The organism is Frankia umida (assembly GCF_023242945.1).
GTDB lineage: Bacteria > Actinomycetota > Actinomycetes > Frankiales > Frankiaceae > Frankia > Frankia umida.
Genome location: NZ_JALKFT010000011.1, coordinates 87,967 through 106,721 on the forward strand (window position 1 = coordinate 87,967; position 18,755 = coordinate 106,721).

Sequence of the window (18,755 nt, forward strand, 5' to 3'; positions counted from 1 at the left end):
CCGGGCGGAATTTTTCCTCCGCTTCCCGGCTGGTCATGCCGATGGCATTCCCGACAGCGTCCCAGCTGACTCCACGACTCCTATCGTCACACATGGGCGAGGATCCCGCTCGCAGTGGACGGACAGCACGGTCACGGACCGTGGACATCCAGTTGCCGCGGTCGCCGTGGGCGGGCCGGTTGCCGGCGGGTGGTGCGCCGGTGGCGCGCAGGAGGTCGAGGGTGCGTCGCAGCTCGGTGTTCTCGCGGGCGAGGCGGCGGATCTCGGCCTGGCCGGTCTCACGCTCATGGGCGTCCGCCTCTACGACCCGTCACTGGGCCGCTTCCTCCAGACCGACCCCGAAGCCGGCAGCTCCGACAATCCCTACGACTGCGCCCACCAGGACCCCCACAACACCTTCGACCTCAACGGTAGAAAATGGTGGAAGAAAACTGTTCGTCGAGTGACGCGCCATTGGAGAGAGGCAGCCCAGGTTGCTATAGCGGGCGCAGCCTTTGTGGCGGGTACCGTTTGTATTGCCGCGACGGCAGGGGTGTGCGCCGGCGCAGTGGCAGGATACGCTATTGCGGCCGGAATTGGTGCCGCGGGAGGCGCGGCATCTTATCGAGTAGGTGCCGGTAGGCACACGCGGGGCGGATATGCTTCGGCAGCGGGGGTGGGTGCCGCCTCAAACTCCGGTGGGGTTTACGTCGGAAGGGTGGTCCAGCGGGCCTCGGCGGGACTACGATTTAGGGGTAGTGCTTCCCGGATTCTTCGAAGGATGGTAACTCGCCGGAGATACTGGAGGCCATGATGACTGCATCTCAAATTCTACGTCAAATACTTAGATCTCCCGTCCACCTGAGCTGCATAATTCTGGCCGTTTTGCTGGTTGTGGTAGGAATTAGAATCAGTGCCTGGCTGCTGATTCTTGTATTTCCGATCTCCGCGGCAATCGTGATCACAATTATTGACAGAATAAGGCAGGGGGACGCCAGGGGTCGGTAGCTCGACCAGGGTTTTCGGTGGGCGTGCATTCGCGATACTGGTCGAGAATGCACGCCCACCATGCCATCCTTCCGGAGCTGCACCCAGGGCCTCCGGTCGAGCTCACCCCACCCCTGGGGCCGTCTTGGGTGAGACGTCTGCTCGGTGTACGTTGGCTACAGGGTCGTGATCGGAGATTTTTGTGTGCATGGAGCCAGAGTCGCAGTCGAGTTCGGCTGGGTCCTCCGCGCCGCGGCGCGATCCGGCGCCACTGCCGTCGTGGCGCGTGTTCAGCAGCGCGGAACAGCAGCGGATCATCGCGGAGTACGAGAACGCGTCGCGCGAGGAGAAGGACTCGATCCTGCGCCGGGAGGGTTTGGCGCAACACGCGGCACTTATCGCGACGCTGGACCTCCGTCGCCTCGGCCATAGCAGTCCAATACCCATTGCTCTGCTTGCGGACACCGCCGCCGCTCTTCTGGCCGACGAGTTTCAGGTCGGCGACGACCATCAGTTGATCAAAGCTGTTTCCGGGGCGATTTACGAGCATGCGGATCAGCAACCAGACAGCCATGCCCCGGCGCTGGTTCCCGCACCCTCAACCTCAACCACCAGTTACCACGCGGGCGACCGTCCTGACGAAAAAATCCTCCGTGCTCGTTGCTACTATGTTCCACCCGCAGGGTTCTGGGAAGCGGTCAGCCGTCACGCCCAGACTGCCGAAGATCTACATGCCATAGGCCGATCCGCTGCGAGCCGCCTGAGGCTACGGCACGCTGATCAGCTTTACCGGCGGGCGGGGAATGCCGGCAGAGCCGAGGCACGGTGGGACCTGGCGCAGCTTCGCGAGGAGGCCGGGGATCTCGACGGCGCGAAAAATCTCTACCTCGAGGCCGCGACGGCAGGGAGCCCCCAAGCGTTGAGCCACCTTGCCGAACTTCGCGAGAAGGCCGGCGACGTCGACGGCGCGAAAAACCTCTACCTCCAGGCCGCGGACGCCGGCGACGAGGACGCTCTCTGGGAGGTGGCGCGTCTACACGAAGAAACCGGAGACCCCGACGGAGCCGAACAAGTCGCCCAGCGGGCCGCCGACTCCGGCGATGTCGGACCGTTGTCCTCACTGGCCTGGATGCGGGAAAGTGCCGGGGATGACGAGAACGCCGAGCGGCTATATCGGCGGGCTCTGGACACCGGCCATACGTACGCTCTCTGGGGCCTCGCACGCCTACGGGAAAAGGCCGACGATCGCGCTGGCGCCGAACAGTTCGCCCGTCAGGCGCTACGTTCCGGCAACTCGGCTGTCATGCGGGAACTGGCAATCTTCCGAGAGGATGCCAGTGATCTCGATGGAGCAGAACCCCTGTACCGGCAGGCCGGAGATGCGGGAGATCCTTACACCTCCTTTGATCTTTCGCGCATACGAGAGAAAGCCGGAGACCCCGACGGAGCCGAAACAATCGCCCGCCAGGCCGCCGAATCTGGAGATTCCGATCCCTCGTGGCACCTGGCCCGGATGCGCGAACTCGCCGACAACTATGCCAGCGCCAAGGAACTCTATCTTCTGGCAGGAAAAGCCGGAAATTCCGAGGCGATGAGAAGCCTCGCCTGGATGCTCGAAAAGCAAGGAGACCTGGCTGGCGCGGAACAGTACAACCATCAGGCCAAAGACGCTGGAAACCTTGACGCTATCTGGGATCCTGCGCGCCTACGCGAGGAATCCGGAGACCCCGACGAAGCCGAGAACATCGCCCGCCAGGCCGCCGAATCCGGCGATACCAGCATTCTATGGCCTCTCGCAACGCTTCGAGAGGAAAGAGGAGACCCCGACGATGCCGAACGGCTGGCATTCCTAGCCACAGACGCGGGCGACACGAGGGCGCTCAGGGAACTGGCGGAGATCCGCCACAAGGATCCACGCTGGGAGAAGTTGCTGCAGTTCGGACTCGACCCAGATGGACGACTCTCAGATCCCTGGTGGTGAGGGGCGCCCTGAAGTTTCCCGTCGGCGGGTGGACTGGGCGTGCAGGACCTCGGCCGGTTCCCGGCGTTGGGCTTTCGCAACAGCCAGTAGCTCGGGCACGTTCAGAACACGAGCATGCCGGAGCCCTGGTACTGGTCGCCGCCTGCCGTCCCGGATCGTGTGCCCGCATCCAGCTACTCCACTGCCGTGGGCAGGCCGGTTGCCGGCAGTTGGTGTCGTGGTGGCATGGGGCAGATCGAGGGCGCGCCGAAACTCGGTGTTCTCGCGGGCGAGGCGGCGGCTCCTGGCCTGGTATCGGCGTAGATCGGCCCGAACCTGGTCGGCGGTGGACTCGGCGCCGCTGGGGTGGAGAGGTGCGCCAGGTTGGCTCTCAGCAGCGACTCGCTGCCTTTGCACGATCGAACTGTGCGCTCCACGTGAGAGCCTGCTTACCCAGGAGCGTGAATGTAGCGATATCAGGAACCGGCACCACCGGGGTGTGATGCGACCGGCAGGCGGCGTCGCCGGGTTGCCGGACGGGGAGGCAGGCATGGCCACCAGGCAGTTCGTGAGCAGGAAGCTGGTGAACAGGCGGGTCATCAAGGACGGCCTGCGGCGGGCGGCGGGACGCGCCGGGTTCGAGGTGACGCGTAGACCGGGCTGGGAGGCGCCGGCGGGGATGGATGCCGAGGCGCTCGCGACGATCCGCGAGTCGGCACCGTTCACGCTCACCGACCAGGCGAAGGTCTTCGGGCTCATCCAGGGCATCCGGTATGTCGTGCGGAACCGGATTCCCGGCGACATCGTCGAATGCGGGGTGTGGGCGGGCGGTTCGACGATGGCGGCGGCGCGCACGCTGCTGCAGCTCGGCGACACCTCACGGCGGCTCTACCTGTTTGACACCTTCGAGGGTATGTCCGCGCCGACCGATCTCGATGTCGCGCCCGACGGGCAGACCGCCGCCGGTCTGCTTGCCCGTTCCGATCGTGACCAGGCCGCTTCGGCCTGGTGCGTCGTCTCCCTCGACCAGGTGCGGGAGAACGTCGCCCGGATCGGTTATCCACCCGAGCGGGTGCATTTCGTCCAGGGAAAGGTGGAGGACACCGTTCCCGAGCACGCGCCGGAGCGGATCGCCCTGCTGCGGCTGGATACCGACTGGTATGAGTCGACCCGCCACGAGATGGAGCATCTCTACCCGCGCACGACCCCCAGCGGCGTCCTCATCGTCGACGACTACGGCTGGTGGAAAGGCGCCCAGCTGGCCGTCGACGAATACGTGGCCGAACACGCCCTCCCGTTGCTGCTCAACCGCCTTGGCCCGGAAGGTGGCGCGATCGGCATCGTCCCCACCCGGTGACGTCCACCGCCCGGTAGGGTCCGCGCGGTGGGCGTGGAAACGGACGGGGCGACAAAACCGAGCCAGGCACCGGAACATCTCGATGTGCTGATTGTCGGGGCGGGGGTTTCCGGCCTCGGCGCGGCCTATCATCTACGGCGGGATCATTCGGGGCGGCGTATCGCGATCCTGGAGGCGCGTGACACCCTCGGCGGCACCTGGGATCTGTTCCGGTATCCGGGGGTGCGTGCCGACACCGACATGCACACGTTCGGCTACGCGTTCGCCCCGTGGCGGGGCGAGGCCCGGCTCGCCGACGGCGCGGAGATCCTCGCCTACCTGCGGGCCACCGCGGCCGACCTCGGTCTCGACCGGGCCATCCGGCTGCGCACCCGGGTGCTCGGCGCGGCCTGGTCCTCCGCGCGATCGCGCTGGACGGTGGAGACAGCCGACTCCGGCACCGGTGAGCGCCGAACGCTGACCTGCGCCTGGCTGGTCTGCGCCACCGGCTATTTCCGCTACGACGAGGGGCACACGCCCTACTTCGAGGGCAGCGAGAAGTTCCGTGGGCGGATCGTCCACCCGCAGCACTGGCCGGCCGATCTCGACCACGCCGGAAAACGGGTGGTGGTGATCGGCAGCGGCGCCACGGCGGTCACGCTCGTCCCGGCGCTCGCCGACACCGCCGCACACGTGACCATGCTGCAGCGCACCCCGTCCTACATCCTGGCCATCCCGGCCCGCGACAGGGTGGTCGCCGCACTGCGGCGTGCCTTCGGCGATCGGCGCGCGCATACGGTCGCCCGCACCCTCTACCTGCTGCGGCAGCAGGCGCTGTGGCTGTTCTGCCAGCGTTTCCCGGCCGTGGCCCGCTGGTTCATCCGCCGGTGCACCGCCCGTCGCCTGCCCGCCGGCTATCCGGTCGACCTCCATTTCAACCCGCCCTATGGTCCTTGGGACCAGCGCCTGTGCCTCGCCCCCGGCGGCGACCTGTTCGCCGCGATCAGCCGCGGCACCGCCTCGGTCCGCACCGACACCATCGCCACGTTCACCGAGGACGGGCTGCTGCTCGCCTCCGGTGAGCGTCTGGCGGCGGACATCATCGTCACGGCGACCGGCCTGAACGTCGAGGCCCTCGGCGATGTGCGCGTCACCGTGGATGACACCCCCGTGAACCTGGCGGACACGGTCGTCTACAAGGGTCTGCTGCTCTCCGGCGTCCCGAACCTCGCCTACCTGGTCGGCTACACGCACGCGTCGTGGACCCTCAGGATCGGCCTGTCCGGCGAGTACCTGTCCCGCCTGCTCACCCACATGGACGCCCACGGCCACACCACCGCCCGCCCCGAGGTCGGCGACCCGCCGCTGACCACCCGCCCCTTCCTGGACCTGGCCGCCGGCTACCTGACGCGGGTTGTGCCCGCGCTACCCCGCCAGGGCGACCGCGCCCCGTGGCGAACGTCCACCGACTATCTCGGTGACGTCCGCCTGCTGCGCCACCAGCCCATCGAGAACAACGAGCTGCGTATGTCCTGACCGCGTTCCGTCGGCCTGCCGCGGCCCGCCGGCTCCGGCGCGAGACGTCAGCGACCAGCGGCGGACGGGCTCGCCGCCTTCGCGGCCAGCGAGCGCACCAGCCCGCCCACCACCCGGCGGTGGCCGCCCGAGCCGATCACCAACGTCCGGTAGATCCGGCCGCCCGGCCCGGGGAACTCGGCGAGTGTCCTGACCCGCAGGGTGCTGCCGCCGGGCGCGTCCTCCAGCACGAAGATCAGGGCGTAGCGCGAGAACCGGTGCCGCCCGGTGAGTACCAGCCGGTGACCCGCGACCGCGTCGGCGACGGTCCAGCCGGGAACGGCGGACCCCGGTTCGGGCAGCGTTCCACTGGCCCGGGACGGCTCCGAACCAAGCAGCCGGGCCATCGGTGCCCTGATGCGCAGACGGGTCTGGACGGTCCGGGTCAGCACCGCCCAGACCGCCTCGGCCGGCGCCGACACGTGGGACATGTGTTCGTCGATGAAAGGTAGCCGGTCAAAGGGCGGTGTGAGCCCGGGTTCTTCTACCATCTCAGCCTCCTGTGATTTCAACAGTGATGCTGTTTTAAGAGCCTTGCCAGGCTGCGAGAACTCACGCGGGAGGCGATGACATATGCCAGAATGCTGGCCTCACCGCGCTGAGGCTGTTTCCTGGCCGTCATCGGAGGCGCCGCGATAACGGTCGATGAGGACGGCGACGCCGTCGAGGATGGTGTCGACGCCGAGAAGGAACTCCGCCCGTTCGTCGAAACCGCTCGGGTCGCCGCCGATCTCGCCGGACCAGGCGATCGCGTGCAGCCGCGGGTAGGTCCGCTCGTCCACCAGTTCGCGCAGCAGCGTCTCGAACGTCCACCCGGGTGAGGCTGTCGGCGTCTCGCCCATCTCCGCGGCGGCGGCCATGGCGGCTGCGGCGGCGCGGGCGGCGTCGTTGGCCATCCGGGCCTCGCTGAGGGTGTAGGAGCTGAGCAGGCCGATCATCCGGAGCTTCTCGGCGCCGGGCAGGCCGGTGTCGTCGAGGCTGGCGAGGCCGAGCTCGACGAACGTCATCGAGTTCGGCGCGAGCGGCGGCGCGGCCATCGGCATCTGTGTGATCCAGGCGTGGCGGTCGATCATGTCCCGTTGGAGCAGGGCCCAGGCACGCAGCTTCTCCCGCCAGGTCGCCCCGTCCAACGTCAGTGACTCGACGCCGACGGCGCTGGCGTTCCACATCAGGGTGAGCAGTTCGTCCTTGCTGGCCACGTACCGGTAGAGCGACATCGTCGTGAAGCCGAGGGCCTTCGCGACCCGGGCCATCGACACGGCCTCGAGCCCCTCGGCGTCGGCAAGCTCGATGGCGGCGGTGACGATCGCGTCCACCGACAGGCCCGGACGCGGGCCGCGTCCGCCCCGGGCGCGACGCCCCCACAGCAGGTCGATCCCCGGCGGCAGCGGCCGAGGGGCCGCGGGGGGCGCCTCGCTGGGCCTACGGGTCCCGTCCACGTCAGCGAGGATACGGCTGGACGGCTACTGTGTACGTCATATACATTGCCGTGTATGTCATACACAGTTGTTGCGGAGGGGATCCGCAAGTCCTTCGGCGCACAGGTGGTGCTCGACGGCGTCGACCTCGCGCTCGAGCGGGGTTCGGTGTTCGGCCTGCTCGGCCCGAACGGTGCGGGCAAGACGACGCTGGTCCGGATCCTGGCCACGCTGATGCGTCCCGACTCCGGGCGCGCCACCGTCGCCGGCCACGACCTGCTGACCGACCCGGTCGGCGTCAAGGGCGCGATCAGCCTCACCGGCCAGTACGCCGCGGTCGACGACGTCCTGACCGGCCGGGAGAACCTGGAGATGATGGCCGGTCTGCTGCACCTGGGCCGGCGCGCCGCCCGGGCCCGCGCCGCCGAACTGCTCGCCGAGTTCGACCTGACCGACGCGCGGGACCGCCGGGTGAAGACCTACTCCGGCGGAATGCGCCGCCGCCTCGACCTCGCCGCCAGCATGATCCGCCGCCCGGAGCTGCTGTTCCTGGACGAGCCGACGACCGGCCTCGACCCGCGCAGCCGTGAACAGCTCTGGGGTACCGTGCGCCACCTCGCCGCCCAGGACGTCACGATCCTGCTGACCACCCAGTACCTCGAGGAAGCCGACCAGCTCGCCGACACCGTCGGCATGCTCACCGCCGGCCGCATCGTCGCCCGCGGCACCCCTGACGAGCTCAAGTCCAGCCTCGGCACCGAGATCGTCCGCCTGCGCTTCCCCGACGCCCGCGCCTACCAGAGTGCCCTGGCCGCGCTCACCCCGAGCGCCGGCGGCACCGGGTTCACGATCGAGGCGGCGGACGACGGTGCGCTGCGCATCGACATCCCCACGGACGGCTCCAGCGCCCGACTGCGCGACCTGCTCGACCTGCTGGTCGCCACCGGCGGCAGCACCGCCGCCGGATCACCCAGGGTGTCGACCCACCGCCCCAGTCTCGACGACGTCTTCCTCGCCCTCACCGACACCGCTGACAGCGCCGGGGCCACCCCGGCTCCCCGTAGCGCCACCCGATCGGAGCTCGCCCGATGAGCAGCCTCACCTACGACATCGTCGACTCCCGGATCATGGTCGGCCGTTGCCTGCGCCGGTCCTGGCGGGACCCGGAGGCGTTCTTCACCGCGCTGATGCTGCCGATCATCCTGATGCTGCTGTTCGTCTACGTGTTCGGCGGTGCGCTGCGCGATCACGGCCCGTACGTCGACTACGTGGTGCCCGGGCTGATCGTGCTGTGCGCCGGGTTCGGCGCCGGGACGACAGCGGTGGCCCTGGCCACCGATCTGGCCGGTGGCATCGTGGACAGGTTCCGCTCGATGCCGATCCGGGCGTCGGCGATCCTGCTCGGCCAGGTCGCGGCGAGCCTCACCCGCAACCTGCTCGCGACCGCCCTGGTCATCGGCGTGGGCCTGGGCATCGGCTGGCGACCGACGACGTCGGTGTGGCGCTGGGCCGGCGCGCTCGGGCTGATCGTGCTGTTCATCCTGGCGCTGTCCTGGCTCGCCGCCGCGGTCGGCCTGCTCGCCGGCGGCCCGGAGGCGGCGAACTCGTTCACCTTCGTCCTGATGTTCCTGCCGTATGTGAGCACGGCGTTCGTCCCCACCGACACCATGCCGAGCGTGCTCCGCGGCTTCGCCGAGAACCAGCCCTTCACCCCGATCATCGAGACCATGCGCGGCCTGTGGATGGGCCACACCTCCACCGGCGCGTCCACCGCGCACGAGGCCCTGATCGCCCTCGCCTGGTCGGTGGGCATCCTCGCGGTCTCCTGGCTCACCGCCACCCGTCTCTTCCGCCGCAGCACCGCCCACTGACCAGCGCAGGCGTACCGCCTGCCCGTCCACCGCCGACCGCGCTCCGCGCGGCAGGCTCGTGGCGTGTGCGAGGTTCCTGGCGATAAACCGGGGGCCGGCATACCGGGCCGTGCGTAGCAGCAGATCAGTAACCTGGCGCCATGAGCCGCCCCCGTACGACGGTCACGCTCACCGCGGACCTGGTGATTCTCACGATTCGATCGGGTGATCTTTGCGTGCTCACCGTCGAGCGGGGCAACGAGCCGTTTGTGGGCAGGCCGGCGCTGCCCGGGGGTTTTCTGCGGGGAAGCGAAAGCCTGGATGAGACGGCTGCTCGGGAACTGGCCGAGGAGACCGGCCTGGACGCCGGATCGCTGCACCTGCAACAGGTGGGCACCTACTCCGCACCCGATCGGGACCCCCGTACCCCGCGTGTGGTGACCTGCGCCTATCTGGCGATCGCCCCGAACCTGCCGTCTCCGCGGGCAGGTTCGGACGCCCGTGCGGCAGGCTGGCTACCGGTCGCTGACGCGCAGCGGACGGTGCTTGCCTTCGACCACAACCAGATCCTGACCGATGCTGTGGAGCTTGCCCGCGACGACCTCCAGTTCCGGGCGATCGCGCCAGCGTTCTGCCAGCGCGAGTTCACCATCGCGGACCTCCGCGAGGTGTACGAGGTTGTCTGGGGCGTTGAGCTGGACAAACCAAACTTTCACCGCAAGGTGACCGACTCGCCTGACTTCCTCGTGCCGACGGGACGGAAGCGGTCCACGGGCAACGGCCGTCCGGCCGCGCTCTATCGCAGCGGTCCCGCGACCGCCCTGGTGCCGCCGATGATGCGACCGGCGGATGCTGCTTTCTGACAAGTGCGCCGCGGCCACCCCGTAAAAAAACGGGAAACCCCTTGATGTCGGGATGACACGAACGTAGTCTGATCGGGCATGGGGTAAGGTTGCCACGTTCGCCCGCGGGACCCTGAATCTGCGGAGATTTTATGGCCTGTTGCGTGGTAGCAAGCTTCGCAAAGGCTCGTGGTGAAAAACTCCCTCGGCACGTCGAGGAGGAAGATGCGCCCGTAGTGAAGCGATGTACTTCTGCTTCCGTCATCGCCCCGCGGTGAACTGACGTGAGCTTGGGTGTCGGCGGGTTCATCTATCGATGACGCCGTGTGGTCGCATGCTTCGGATCGGTTTCGTGGCCGTCAAGAATCTCCATGCTGTTTCGCCTGCCTGAAATCAGGCTGGGCGAGGCTGTCTTTCCTTTGTCATCTCGATGAGGAGGCCTGCGTGATTGTCCTGCTGACTGCGTTGAACGTCGAACACGAAGCGGTCCGGGATCTGCTGGTGGGAGTGGAGGAGCACAGCTGCGCTGGTGGCACCATCTTCGAGGTCGGAGAGCTGGCGTCCTACCCTGGCCGGCAGGTCGCGTTGAGCGTCACTGGTACGGGAGGCCCGGCCGCGGCAACGCTGACCGAGCGGGCGGTCTCCGAGTTCTCACCGGCGGCGGTCATGTTCGTGGGGATCGCCGGCGGCCTGCGGGACTGGCTGGAGATCGGCGATGTCGTCGTCGCCACCAAGATCCATGGATATCAGGGTGGGCGCAGCGAGGACGCCGAGTTCCTCGTGCGGCCGAACGCATGGCTCATCTCGCACGAGGTGGAGCAGCTGGCCCGTCGACTGCCGCGTGACCCCACGTGGCGCGCCGGCCTGCCGAAGGATGTTGGTGGGACGGGTCCCGCGGTGCACTTCGAGGCGGTGGCCGCCGGCGACGTCGTGCTGAATTCCAGGATCTCCGCGGAGGCGAAGCGGATCCACCGGAACTTCAACGACGCGGTCGCGGTCGAGATGGAGAGCGCGGGTTTCGCGCATGCGAGCCACCTGCACGGTCGGGTGCCGATGGCGACCATCCGGGCGATCAGCGACCGGGCGGACGGGACCAAGAGCGCGACCGACGGCAGGGGAAGCCAGCGTCTGGCCGCCGGGAACGCCGCCGCCTTCGCCGCCGCACTCGCGGCCGCGGTGGACAGCAGGGCAGAGTCCGACGGCGCAGTAGGCACCCACCGGACGAAACGCCCCGCACCGGCGGCTCCGGCAGTCGTCTACAACACCAACAACAACCACGGATCGGTGGGCGCGCAGAACAACGTCAACTACGGCGAGATGCGCGTGACTCGGTCGGGACGGCCCGACGGTGCCTGACGACGACGAGAGCCGGGAAGGGCCCCAGTTCACGCAGAACAGCAACACGGCGCCTCCGGGATCCTGGGTGGGGAACCAGGTCGGCCAGAACTACGGCTCGGTCCACTCGGATAACAGCTCGACGTACAACTACAGTACGGAATCGCCGGACGAGCTGCAGCGTGCCGCCGTCAACTATCTCGCTGCCGACTCGCCGCGGCCGGCGGAGAAGATCCTGCACGACCTCATGTGGGGTCGGCCGTCGACAACGGAACGCGCCTACTACTATGTTCTGTCGATTCTCGGTGGCCGGTCGATATACGACATTGACCGTGACCTGATCTCGGAGGTGAGGAAGGCCTGGAAATTTTGCGCATCCAAGCAGCGTGATCCCTGGTGCGACGCGCTCGACGTGGTCATGGGACTGCTGCGCTGCCTGCCATACACCGCAGAGGAAGAAAGAAAGGACCAGGCCGCGGGGGACCCGGAGTGGGACAGCGAGTGGATGGATCTGGCAACGCTCGAGGACCTCCCGGTCGAACGGCAGGAGGAGATTCGGCAGAATCTCGCACAGATCGCCAGCGGCCTGGCCAAGGACCGGCTCGAAGCTGGAGCGCGCGAACGGGTGCTCGCCGCACGGGTGGGGGCAGGCCGGCTGGCACGGGTCTGGAAGTTCTTCGAGCAGGAGCCGCTTGGGCCCAGGCTCTACCCCTTGCCGCCGTTGCAGGTGGCCACTCCTGACCGGCGGTTGTCCGCCGGGGGCCTGGCATTGCTGCTCTCCGGAGGGGCACTCGTGGCCGTCGATCTGTGGTGGGCCGCGCTGGCCGCGCTCGTCGGCCTGCTCGGCAGCAGTTGGCTGCTGACGGCCTGGGGGGTGGAAAAAACGGCCCGCCAGCATGTCCTGGATGCCGAGAAACACGACGCGGAGCTCTATCGAACGCTTCCGGATCCCCGGTCCCCGGGACACTGGGTGCCAAGTGAGCTCGTCGCGGACCTGTGCAGGCTCGTGGACGAGCAGTTCGCCGAGGCCCGGCCGCATCGCCGCGGGACCTGGTCGGAGCAGACCGTCGAGGTGCGTGCCTATCTCAAAAAGCGCCTTGTCGACCAGTATGGCAACTCCCAGCGGCCCGCGGACGCGATGAAATGGCTCGCCCACTGGTACGCGCGGCGCGCGGCCGCCTCCGGCGGCCCCGCGTGGCAACCGCGCGGTTCGACGGCGCCGGACGCACCTGTGCCAGCGACGGTCCGTCGGCAGCTGTGGCTGGGATTCGCTGGCACTGCGGTCACCCTCGGGGCGCTTACCGCAGCCGGAGAACTTCTCGAGGCGCTGCTGATGGGTCTCGGTGAGGCAGGCGTCGTCTCCGTGGGCCGGCGAACTGCCGCGCGGCAGCGGGCCCTTGCGCTGCGCGAAAGCGCTGAACGACGGCTGTTGGCCGAGGAACAGAAGGGCCATGCGGAATGGCTGGTAGCTCTCGCCGACCGTCCGACCGAAGCGGAGATGGCCCGCTGGCTGGCCATGGACAAGGCACATGTGCGCTACGACGCCATCGAGCGGGCCGGGCTCGCCGATCGCGATGTGGTGGCATACGTGGTCATGACCGAGGGTGCCAAAGGCGCGGCACAGGTCCGCAAGAAGGGTCGACCGCCGCGCTACACCGCCTATCTGGTCCGCGTCTTTCTGCTCAGCTACAGCGGAGTTCGGGAGGCCACCGCCAGGCTCGACTTCCTGACCGGAGACATCAGTAACGAGACCCGCAACCTCTTCCGCTACGAGGCGTTGGCATCGGCGAGCGTCCGCGAGAACGGAGTACGACGGGTTCGGGACGTGAAGGGCACGCCGATGCGCAGCGGGAGGCAGCGTACGGTCTCGTTCACGCTCCGGCTGCTCAACGGCGAGGAGATTGTCTCGGTACGGGAACCTTCGCATGACCTGGACGGCGATCTTGATGGTCAGGATGAGGACCTGGCAGACCTGGTGCTGCGCAACTCGGGCCTCGAAGGCGCGCTGCGCATCCTCGAGTCGGTGGCCTCCGAAGGTGCCGACTGGATTCGTCGTGACCTGGAACGTCGAGAACGCTGGACCCACGACCTGTTCGAGTGAGATCGCGAGGAGGAGAACCGGCGATGGGGCAGGAATGAGCGGACGTCCGCCGACAGTTGAAGCCGTCGACATCGACCTGGCCGAATACGAGCATCTGAAGGCCGAGCAGCTCGGCCGGATAAGTGTCCGGGACAATCTCATCTACGCAACGTTGGCGGTATGCGGTGGTGTGGTGGCGCTCGCTTTCGGTGGGGGAACGCCCCGGATTCCCGCCCTGCTCCTGCTTCCACCTGCGTGCCTGGTGCTCGGCTGGACTCATCTGGTGAACGACCAGAAGGTTTCTGCCATCGGCGACTACGTGCGCCGTGTGCTCGGTCCGCGGCTTGGCACCGCAGGAGTTCGGCCCGGACCGCTGGGCTGGGAGACAGCGCACTGTCTGGAAGCCACACGCCGCCGCCGCAAGCTCGGCCAGCTTGCCGTCGATCTGCTGTTGTTCTGTGGCACCGGCCTCGGCGCACTCACCGTGTTCTGGTGGAGCGCCGAGTCGATGGAACTGCCCCTGCTGGCCGCGTCGATCGTTGAGGTCGCCGCGCCCGTCCTTCTTGCAGTGGAGATCGTTCGCAACGCCCGCCGGATCCGACACCGTCCAGATGAATGACGCCGGAGCCGGTGGCCTTGTTGCCCCGGTTGCCAGATGCCGGGCGTGGGCGAGTCAGTCGATCAGCTCGTAGACGGTGGTCAGCGAGGGGCGGTCGATGGTGTCGCTGAGGGTGACGCTGCCTTCGGCGGTCCGCTTGGCGAGCTCGTCCATGGGGGTGTTCAGGTCGTCCGCCTCGAGCTCGTAGACGATGATGTACGGCTGCGCCTCGCCCGACACCCTGATCGGTCCGGCGTCGCGGGCGCGCAGACGCCGGGCGGAGACGATCCCGGGCACCTTCAGGACGTCCGGGATGTGCTCCTCGTCGTACCAGCGGTTGTACTCCGCCTCCGCCTCGGGACTGATCGGACGGGACTGCACCAGCAGGATGCCCTTGGCCATGGGTACTCCAGTCGCTCGTGGATCTTCATCTCGTGCGGGGTCGGCTCACAGACGGTCGGATGACACCGGCCGACTGTGCCGTACAGCACAGCGTGTCGAGTATGTCCAGGTCTCGCCCCTGGGCGCCACCGCTACGACGGGCAGCGCGATGGCCCGGGACGCCCGCTGGTCCTACAGTCCGAATGTGCGAGGTCGACGTCCCGGTAACCAGGCGCGGCCCCGCCGCGCGCCCCGGCTGCCCGTCGCCGTCGCGGTGCTGGCCGCCACCCTGGGCATGGCCGCCTGCGGCAGCGCGTCCGAGACCGCCGCGACGGCGTCCTCCGCCGCCAGGTCCTCCGCCGCTGTCGCGGTGCCCGCGGGCGGGGCGTCGGCGGATGTTGGCGTGGGCCGGTGCGCGGCGACTGATCTGACGGTCTCGCTGGGGCCGGCGTCCCGGCTCGAGGGTGACCAGCGGGAGCGTTCCGTGGTGCTGACCAACCGGTCGTCGCGGCGGTGCGCCGTCAGCGGCTATCCGGGTGCGAGCCTGGTCACCCAGGACGGCACCGCCTGGGACCTCGAGCGCTCCCCGCTGGTCAGCCCCACCCGGATCGTCCTGGCCCCCGGCGGGACCGCCCACGCCGCCCTGCGTTACCTGCCCGCCGACCCCGGCGTTCCCGGCGCCTTCGAGGCGACCCGCATCCTCATCACCCCACCGGAGACCACCACCCCCAGCACCCTGACCTGGGACGACGGCCCGCTGCTCGACCAGTCCGGCGCCACCCACCCCGGCACCTACCTCCTGGCGCTACAGCCCGGCTAGCGCCGCGATGCCCTGCCGGTCACGGCGCGGCGGTGGCGGAGTCGGTGCCGCTGGTGCTGGCGGTGGTCGCCTCGGCGCCGTCGGCGGCGGCCTGCGTGTTCGAGGGCTGAGCTGTGGCGTCCGGGGTCGGCTCAGGCTCAGGCGCAGGGGTCGGCTCGGGCACGGGGCTCGGCTCGGTCTCCGGGGTGGGCTCGGTAACCGGGCTCGGCTCGGTGACCGGAGTCGGCTCGGTAGCCGGGCTCGGCTCGGATGTGGCCGGCGCCGTGGTGGGCTGCGGAGCCGGGCTCGACGGCTCCGGTGTCACCGCGGTGACCGGCGGCGAACTGGGGGCCGGCGGCGCGGATGTGGCTGGTGCGGAGGCCGGCGGTGCGGACGCCGGTGGTGCCGACGTGGCTGGTGCCGACGTGGCTGGTGCGGAGGCCGGTGGTGTGGAGGTCGGCGTCCGCGTCGGGGTGGACGAGGTGGCTCGCGAGGGCGTCGCGCTCGGCGTCGGCGAGGCACTGGCGGGGGAGCCGGTGCTGGACGTCGCGCCCAGGTCAGCGGATCGTCCGGACGTCGCTGAGGCTGGAACGGGCGCGGATGCGGCCGATGCCGCGGATGTCGCCGATGCCGGTGCGGCCGGCGCGGGAGCGGCCACCGAGGCCGATGCCGACGCGGCCGATGCCGATGTGGCGGGCGGTCGCTGCTCGATCAGCGGTGATGCGGCGGGCCGGGCGAGCAGCGCCGGCACGGGTCCGTCCCAGGTCGTGTCCGCGGGGAGCCATGGGTCGATGGGACGCGGACGGCCATGGGTGGCGGTGGTGAAACGCGCCGAGATGGTGGTGGGCAGGGCGATGACCTGGCCGATCGGTCCGGCATCCGCCGTGGCGATCAGCAGGGGCAGGGGCTGGTCGCCGTCCCCGTAGCCGCCGGTGGGTGGGCGGGCGACCAGGCCTGTCGCGGGACCACCGTCCTGTTTGCCCGCCGACCCGGAGCCCGGCCCACGCTGCGCCGCGGCGCTCGCGAGCTGGGGGGTGAGTTTGCTGGTGAGCAGAACGGCGGTCAGCAGTGTGAGGATCGCGCCGGTGGCCACGGCGGCCTCGCGGCGGGCCCGCCGCGTCGCGGACATCGGCTGCCAGGCCGGGGTGGGCCGTCGGGCGTGCTGCCCGGGCCGTCGCGGCGTCGCGCGGGCGGGATGCGACCGGTGCCGCCCGGTCACGGGCTGGCGGTGTCTGCTCACTGCGCCTGCCTCCCCATCATCCGTGTACTGCCTTTTGGCTGTACTGCTTTCGGGGGCACTCTGGCATGGCGAAGCGCGCGGGCCGCCGCGTTCTGGGCGCAAAACGCCATGTCGCGGCCCTGGGGGTACCCGAAAGAGTGCTACCGGGACTGTTCTGGGCCGCCGCGGTCAAGCTCGGCGAGCCAGGCGGCGGCGCTGGCATCCGAAGGCGCCCGCCAGTCACCGCGCGGCGACAGCGACCCGCCGAAACTCACCTTCGGTCCGTCCGGCAGCGCGGAGCGTTTGAACTGGGACGTGGCGAAGAAGCGCACCAGGAAATCGCGCAGCCACCGTTCGATCGTGGCCAGATCGTAGGCGTGCCGCTGGTCGCCGGGAAATCCCGCCGGCCAGCCGGGCGCGTCGGCGTCCCGCCACGCCGCCCAGGCCAGGAACAGCACCTTGGACGGCACCAGCCCGTACCGCAGAATGTGAAACAGAAAGAAGTCGTGCAGTTCGTACGGGCCGATCCGGTCCTGGGTGCTCTGCATCGCACCGGTCTCGGCGTCGGCGGGGACGAGCTCGGGGGAGATCTCGGTGTCGAGGATCGCGGTGAGCAGCGCGCCGGTGGACGCGTCGAACTGCCCGGAGCCGACCGTCCAGCGTATGAGGTACTGGATCAGGGTCTTCGGCACGCCCGCGTTCACCGCGTAGTGGCTCATCTGGTCGCCGACCCCGTAGGTGCACCAGCCCAGCGCCAGCTCGCTGAGATCCCCGGTGCCGACGACGAACCCGCCGTGGTGGTTCGCGAGCCGGAACAGATAGTCGGTGCGCAACCCGGCCTGCACGTTCTCGTAGGTGACGTCGTACTGCGCCGCACCGCCCGCGGCGGGATGCCCGAGGTCGGTGAGCAGCTGGCGGGCCGCCGGGCGAATGTCGATCTCCGCCGCCTCGACGCCGAGCGCCCGCATCAACGCCCACGCGTTCGCCTTCGTCCCGGCGCTGGTGGCGAAACCCGGCATCGTGTACGCGAGAATCGTCGTGCGGTCGATGCCCAGCAGGTCGCATGCCTTCGCCGCGACGATCAGCGCATGGGTCGAATCCAGCCCACCCGACACCCCGATCACCATCCGCGCGCGACCCCGCCCGGCGGCCACGGCGTCCCGTCCACCGCTGACGGCGCGATAACGCTGCGCCAGACCGTGCACCTGAATGTTGAACGCCTCGTAACAGTCGAGATCAAGGCGTTCGGAGGTGTCCGGAACGAACGGAAACCGCCGCTGCGGCCGGCGCAGCCCCACATCCCGTCCATGGGGGTGATGGTCGAAGCCGATGGTGCGAAAACGCCGCGCCGGTTCCCCGGCGTAGCGGGCCGCGTCGGCGAACGTCGGTGTGCGCATCCGCTCCGACCGGACCCGGCCCAGGTCCACATCGGCGACGACGAGCCCCGGCCCGTCGGTGAACCGCGCCGATGCGGCGAGCAGATCCCCGAGTTCGTGGATGGTGCCCTGCCCGTCCCAGGAAAGATCGGTGGTGCTCTCGCCGGTCCCCGCCGCCGAGTAGACGTAGGCCGCCATCGCCCGCGTCGACTGCGCCGCCGACAGCTGCGCGCGCACCGCCGCCTTGCCCACCACGATGTTGGACGCCGACAGGTTCGCCAGCAGCGTCGCCCCCGCCAGCGCCGCGTACGACGACGGCGGCACCGGCGCCCAGTAGTCCTCGCAGATCTCCACCCCGACCACGAGGTCGCTCAGGTCCCGCGCGGCGAAGACCAGATCCGGCCCGAACGGCACCATCCGCCCCGCCACGGTGATCTCGAGGCCCTCCTGGCCGGCGCCGGAGGCGAACCAGCGCTTCTCGTAGTACTCCCGCGAGTTCGGCAGGTACACCTTCGGCACCACCCCGAGCAGCCGCCCCCGCGAGATCACCAGCGCCGTGTTGAACAGCCGCCCGCCGCGTCGCAGCGGCGCCCCCACCAGCAGCACCGGCCCGAGCTCGGCACTCGCCTCGCACACCGTGTCGACGGCCCGTTCCACCTCGCCCAGCAGTGCGTCCTGCAGGTGCAGATCCCCGACCGCGTACGACGACAGTCCGAGCTCCGGGCAGACGACGACGTCCACCCCGTCGGCGTCCGCCTGGCGCGCCAGCGCGATCGTCGCCGCGGCGTTGCGCGCCGGATCGGCGACCGACACCACCGGCGTCGCCGCCGCGACCCGCACCAGCCCATGCCGATGGATCGCTCCGAACTCCCGCACCCCGCCGCCCCCCATCGCTGCTGCCCTGTCCCGCGACCAGCCTCCACTATCCGCGAGCCCGTCCGGCCGGTCACCGCCCGAACGTCCACCAACAGGGGTGATGTGCCCGCCGCCCGCGCGGCCGGACGACCGGCTGGACGACCG

16 protein-coding genes are annotated in these 18,755 nt (G+C 69.3%); 11 read left to right on the top strand and 5 right to left on the bottom strand.

What is annotated here, in order from left to right:
* The first annotated feature begins 166 nt into the window (after positions 1–166).
* From MXD59_RS26420 to MXD59_RS13170, 4 genes are all read left to right on the top strand, one after another.
* Positions 167–793 carry an RHS repeat-associated core domain-containing protein gene (locus tag MXD59_RS26420; protein WP_308301699.1) on the top strand — a complete coding sequence of 209 codons (627 nt, stop codon included), beginning with the start codon at positions 167–169 and terminating at the stop codon, positions 791–793.
* A 381-nt stretch (positions 794–1,174) separates the two neighbouring features.
* A complete protein-coding gene (locus MXD59_RS13160) occupies positions 1,175–2,947 on the top strand; it encodes an SEL1-like repeat protein (RefSeq protein ID WP_248824936.1) in 1,773 nt (590 codons plus the stop codon).
* A gap of 529 nt (positions 2,948–3,476) precedes the next feature.
* The gene (locus MXD59_RS13165) at positions 3,477–4,283 is read left to right on the top strand and encodes a TylF/MycF/NovP-related O-methyltransferase (protein ID WP_248824937.1); all 807 of its coding nucleotides are present in this window, start codon (positions 3,477–3,479) and stop codon (positions 4,281–4,283) included.
* Between the two features lie 27 nt (positions 4,284–4,310).
* A complete protein-coding gene (locus tag MXD59_RS13170; RefSeq protein WP_248824938.1) occupies positions 4,311–5,798 on the top strand; it encodes a flavin-containing monooxygenase in 1,488 nt (495 codons plus the stop codon).
* A gap of 47 nt (positions 5,799–5,845) precedes the next feature.
* Here the strand turns inward: MXD59_RS13170 and MXD59_RS13175 are convergent, their stop codons facing one another.
* Positions 5,846–6,328 carry an SRPBCC family protein gene (locus MXD59_RS13175; protein WP_248824939.1) on the bottom strand — a complete coding sequence of 161 codons (483 nt, stop codon included), beginning with the start codon at positions 6,326–6,328 and terminating at the stop codon, positions 5,846–5,848.
* Positions 6,329–6,427: 99 nt separating this feature from the next.
* Positions 6,428–7,276, bottom strand: coding sequence for a TetR/AcrR family transcriptional regulator (locus MXD59_RS13180; RefSeq protein ID WP_248824940.1), 849 nt, complete (start codon positions 7,274–7,276; stop codon positions 6,428–6,430).
* A 54-nt stretch (positions 7,277–7,330) separates the two neighbouring features.
* On the opposite strand from MXD59_RS13180, the gene MXD59_RS13185 reads away from it, so the two are divergent.
* The 6 genes from MXD59_RS13185 to MXD59_RS13210 all read left to right on the top strand — a co-directional run bounded on the left by MXD59_RS13185 (position 7,331) and on the right by MXD59_RS13210 (position 13,981).
* Positions 7,331–8,347 carry an ATP-binding cassette domain-containing protein gene (locus tag MXD59_RS13185; RefSeq protein ID WP_248824941.1) on the top strand — a complete coding sequence of 339 codons (1,017 nt, stop codon included), beginning with the start codon at positions 7,331–7,333 and terminating at the stop codon, positions 8,345–8,347.
* Positions 8,344–9,126: an ABC transporter permease gene (locus MXD59_RS13190; protein ID WP_248824942.1), complete on the top strand. Its 783-nt coding sequence runs from the start codon at positions 8,344–8,346 to the stop codon at positions 9,124–9,126. The genes MXD59_RS13185 and MXD59_RS13190 overlap by 4 nt, the downstream gene beginning before the upstream one ends.
* A 140-nt stretch (positions 9,127–9,266) precedes the next feature.
* Positions 9,267–9,968, top strand: coding sequence for an NUDIX hydrolase (locus MXD59_RS13195; RefSeq protein ID WP_283096832.1), 702 nt, complete (start codon positions 9,267–9,269; stop codon positions 9,966–9,968).
* 423 nt (positions 9,969–10,391) lie between these two features.
* On the top strand, positions 10,392–11,303 hold the full coding sequence (locus MXD59_RS13200; RefSeq protein ID WP_248824945.1) for a 5'-methylthioadenosine/S-adenosylhomocysteine nucleosidase family protein: 912 nt from the start codon (positions 10,392–10,394) through the stop codon (positions 11,301–11,303).
* Positions 11,296–13,383, top strand: a complete 2,088-nt coding sequence (locus MXD59_RS13205; protein WP_248824947.1) for a hypothetical protein — start codon at positions 11,296–11,298, stop codon at positions 13,381–13,383. Before MXD59_RS13200 ends, MXD59_RS13205 begins: the two co-directional genes overlap by 8 nt.
* Positions 13,384–13,417: 34 nt before the next feature.
* Positions 13,418–13,981 (top strand): hypothetical protein, encoded by a 564-nt coding sequence (locus MXD59_RS13210; protein WP_248824948.1) that lies wholly within the window; start codon positions 13,418–13,420, stop codon positions 13,979–13,981.
* Between the two features lie 54 nt (positions 13,982–14,035).
* Here the strand turns inward: MXD59_RS13210 and MXD59_RS13215 are convergent, their stop codons facing one another.
* Positions 14,036–14,362 carry a DUF4286 family protein gene (locus MXD59_RS13215; protein WP_163548423.1) on the bottom strand — a complete coding sequence of 109 codons (327 nt, stop codon included), beginning with the start codon at positions 14,360–14,362 and terminating at the stop codon, positions 14,036–14,038.
* A gap of 184 nt (positions 14,363–14,546) precedes the next feature.
* On the opposite strand from MXD59_RS13215, the gene MXD59_RS13220 reads away from it, so the two are divergent.
* Positions 14,547–15,161, top strand: coding sequence for a DUF4232 domain-containing protein (locus MXD59_RS13220; protein ID WP_248824950.1), 615 nt, complete (start codon positions 14,547–14,549; stop codon positions 15,159–15,161).
* Positions 15,162–15,180: 19 nt separating this feature from the next.
* Here the strand turns inward: MXD59_RS13220 and MXD59_RS13225 are convergent, their stop codons facing one another.
* Positions 15,181–16,380, bottom strand: coding sequence for a hypothetical protein (locus MXD59_RS13225; RefSeq protein ID WP_248824952.1), 1,200 nt, complete (start codon positions 16,378–16,380; stop codon positions 15,181–15,183).
* Positions 16,381–16,520: 140 nt separating this feature from the next.
* A complete protein-coding gene (locus MXD59_RS13230; protein WP_248824954.1) occupies positions 16,521–18,611 on the bottom strand; it encodes an NAD(+) synthase in 2,091 nt (696 codons plus the stop codon).
* Positions 18,612–18,755 lie beyond the last annotated feature (144 nt).

What these genes read in the sequence shown, in the direction of transcription:
- MXD59_RS13165 (WP_248824937.1), top strand. Translation starts at nt 3,477, where the DNA reads ATGGCCACCAGGCAGTTCGTGAGCAGGAAGCTGGTGAACAGGCGGGTC.
- MXD59_RS13175 (WP_248824939.1), bottom strand. Translation starts at nt 6,328, where the DNA reads ATGGTAGAAGAACCCGGGCTCACACCGCCCTTTGACCGGCTACCTTTC.
- MXD59_RS13195 (WP_283096832.1), top strand. Translation starts at nt 9,267, where the DNA reads ATGAGCCGCCCCCGTACGACGGTCACGCTCACCGCGGACCTGGTGATT.
- MXD59_RS13215 (WP_163548423.1), bottom strand. Translation starts at nt 14,362, where the DNA reads ATGGCCAAGGGCATCCTGCTGGTGCAGTCCCGTCCGATCAGTCCCGAG.
- MXD59_RS13160 (WP_248824936.1), top strand. Translation starts at nt 1,175, where the DNA reads ATGGAGCCAGAGTCGCAGTCGAGTTCGGCTGGGTCCTCCGCGCCGCGG.
- MXD59_RS13190 (WP_248824942.1), top strand. Translation starts at nt 8,344, where the DNA reads ATGAGCAGCCTCACCTACGACATCGTCGACTCCCGGATCATGGTCGGC.
- MXD59_RS13210 (WP_248824948.1), top strand. Translation starts at nt 13,418, where the DNA reads ATGAGCGGACGTCCGCCGACAGTTGAAGCCGTCGACATCGACCTGGCC.
- MXD59_RS13185 (WP_248824941.1), top strand. Translation starts at nt 7,331, where the DNA reads ATGTCATACACAGTTGTTGCGGAGGGGATCCGCAAGTCCTTCGGCGCA.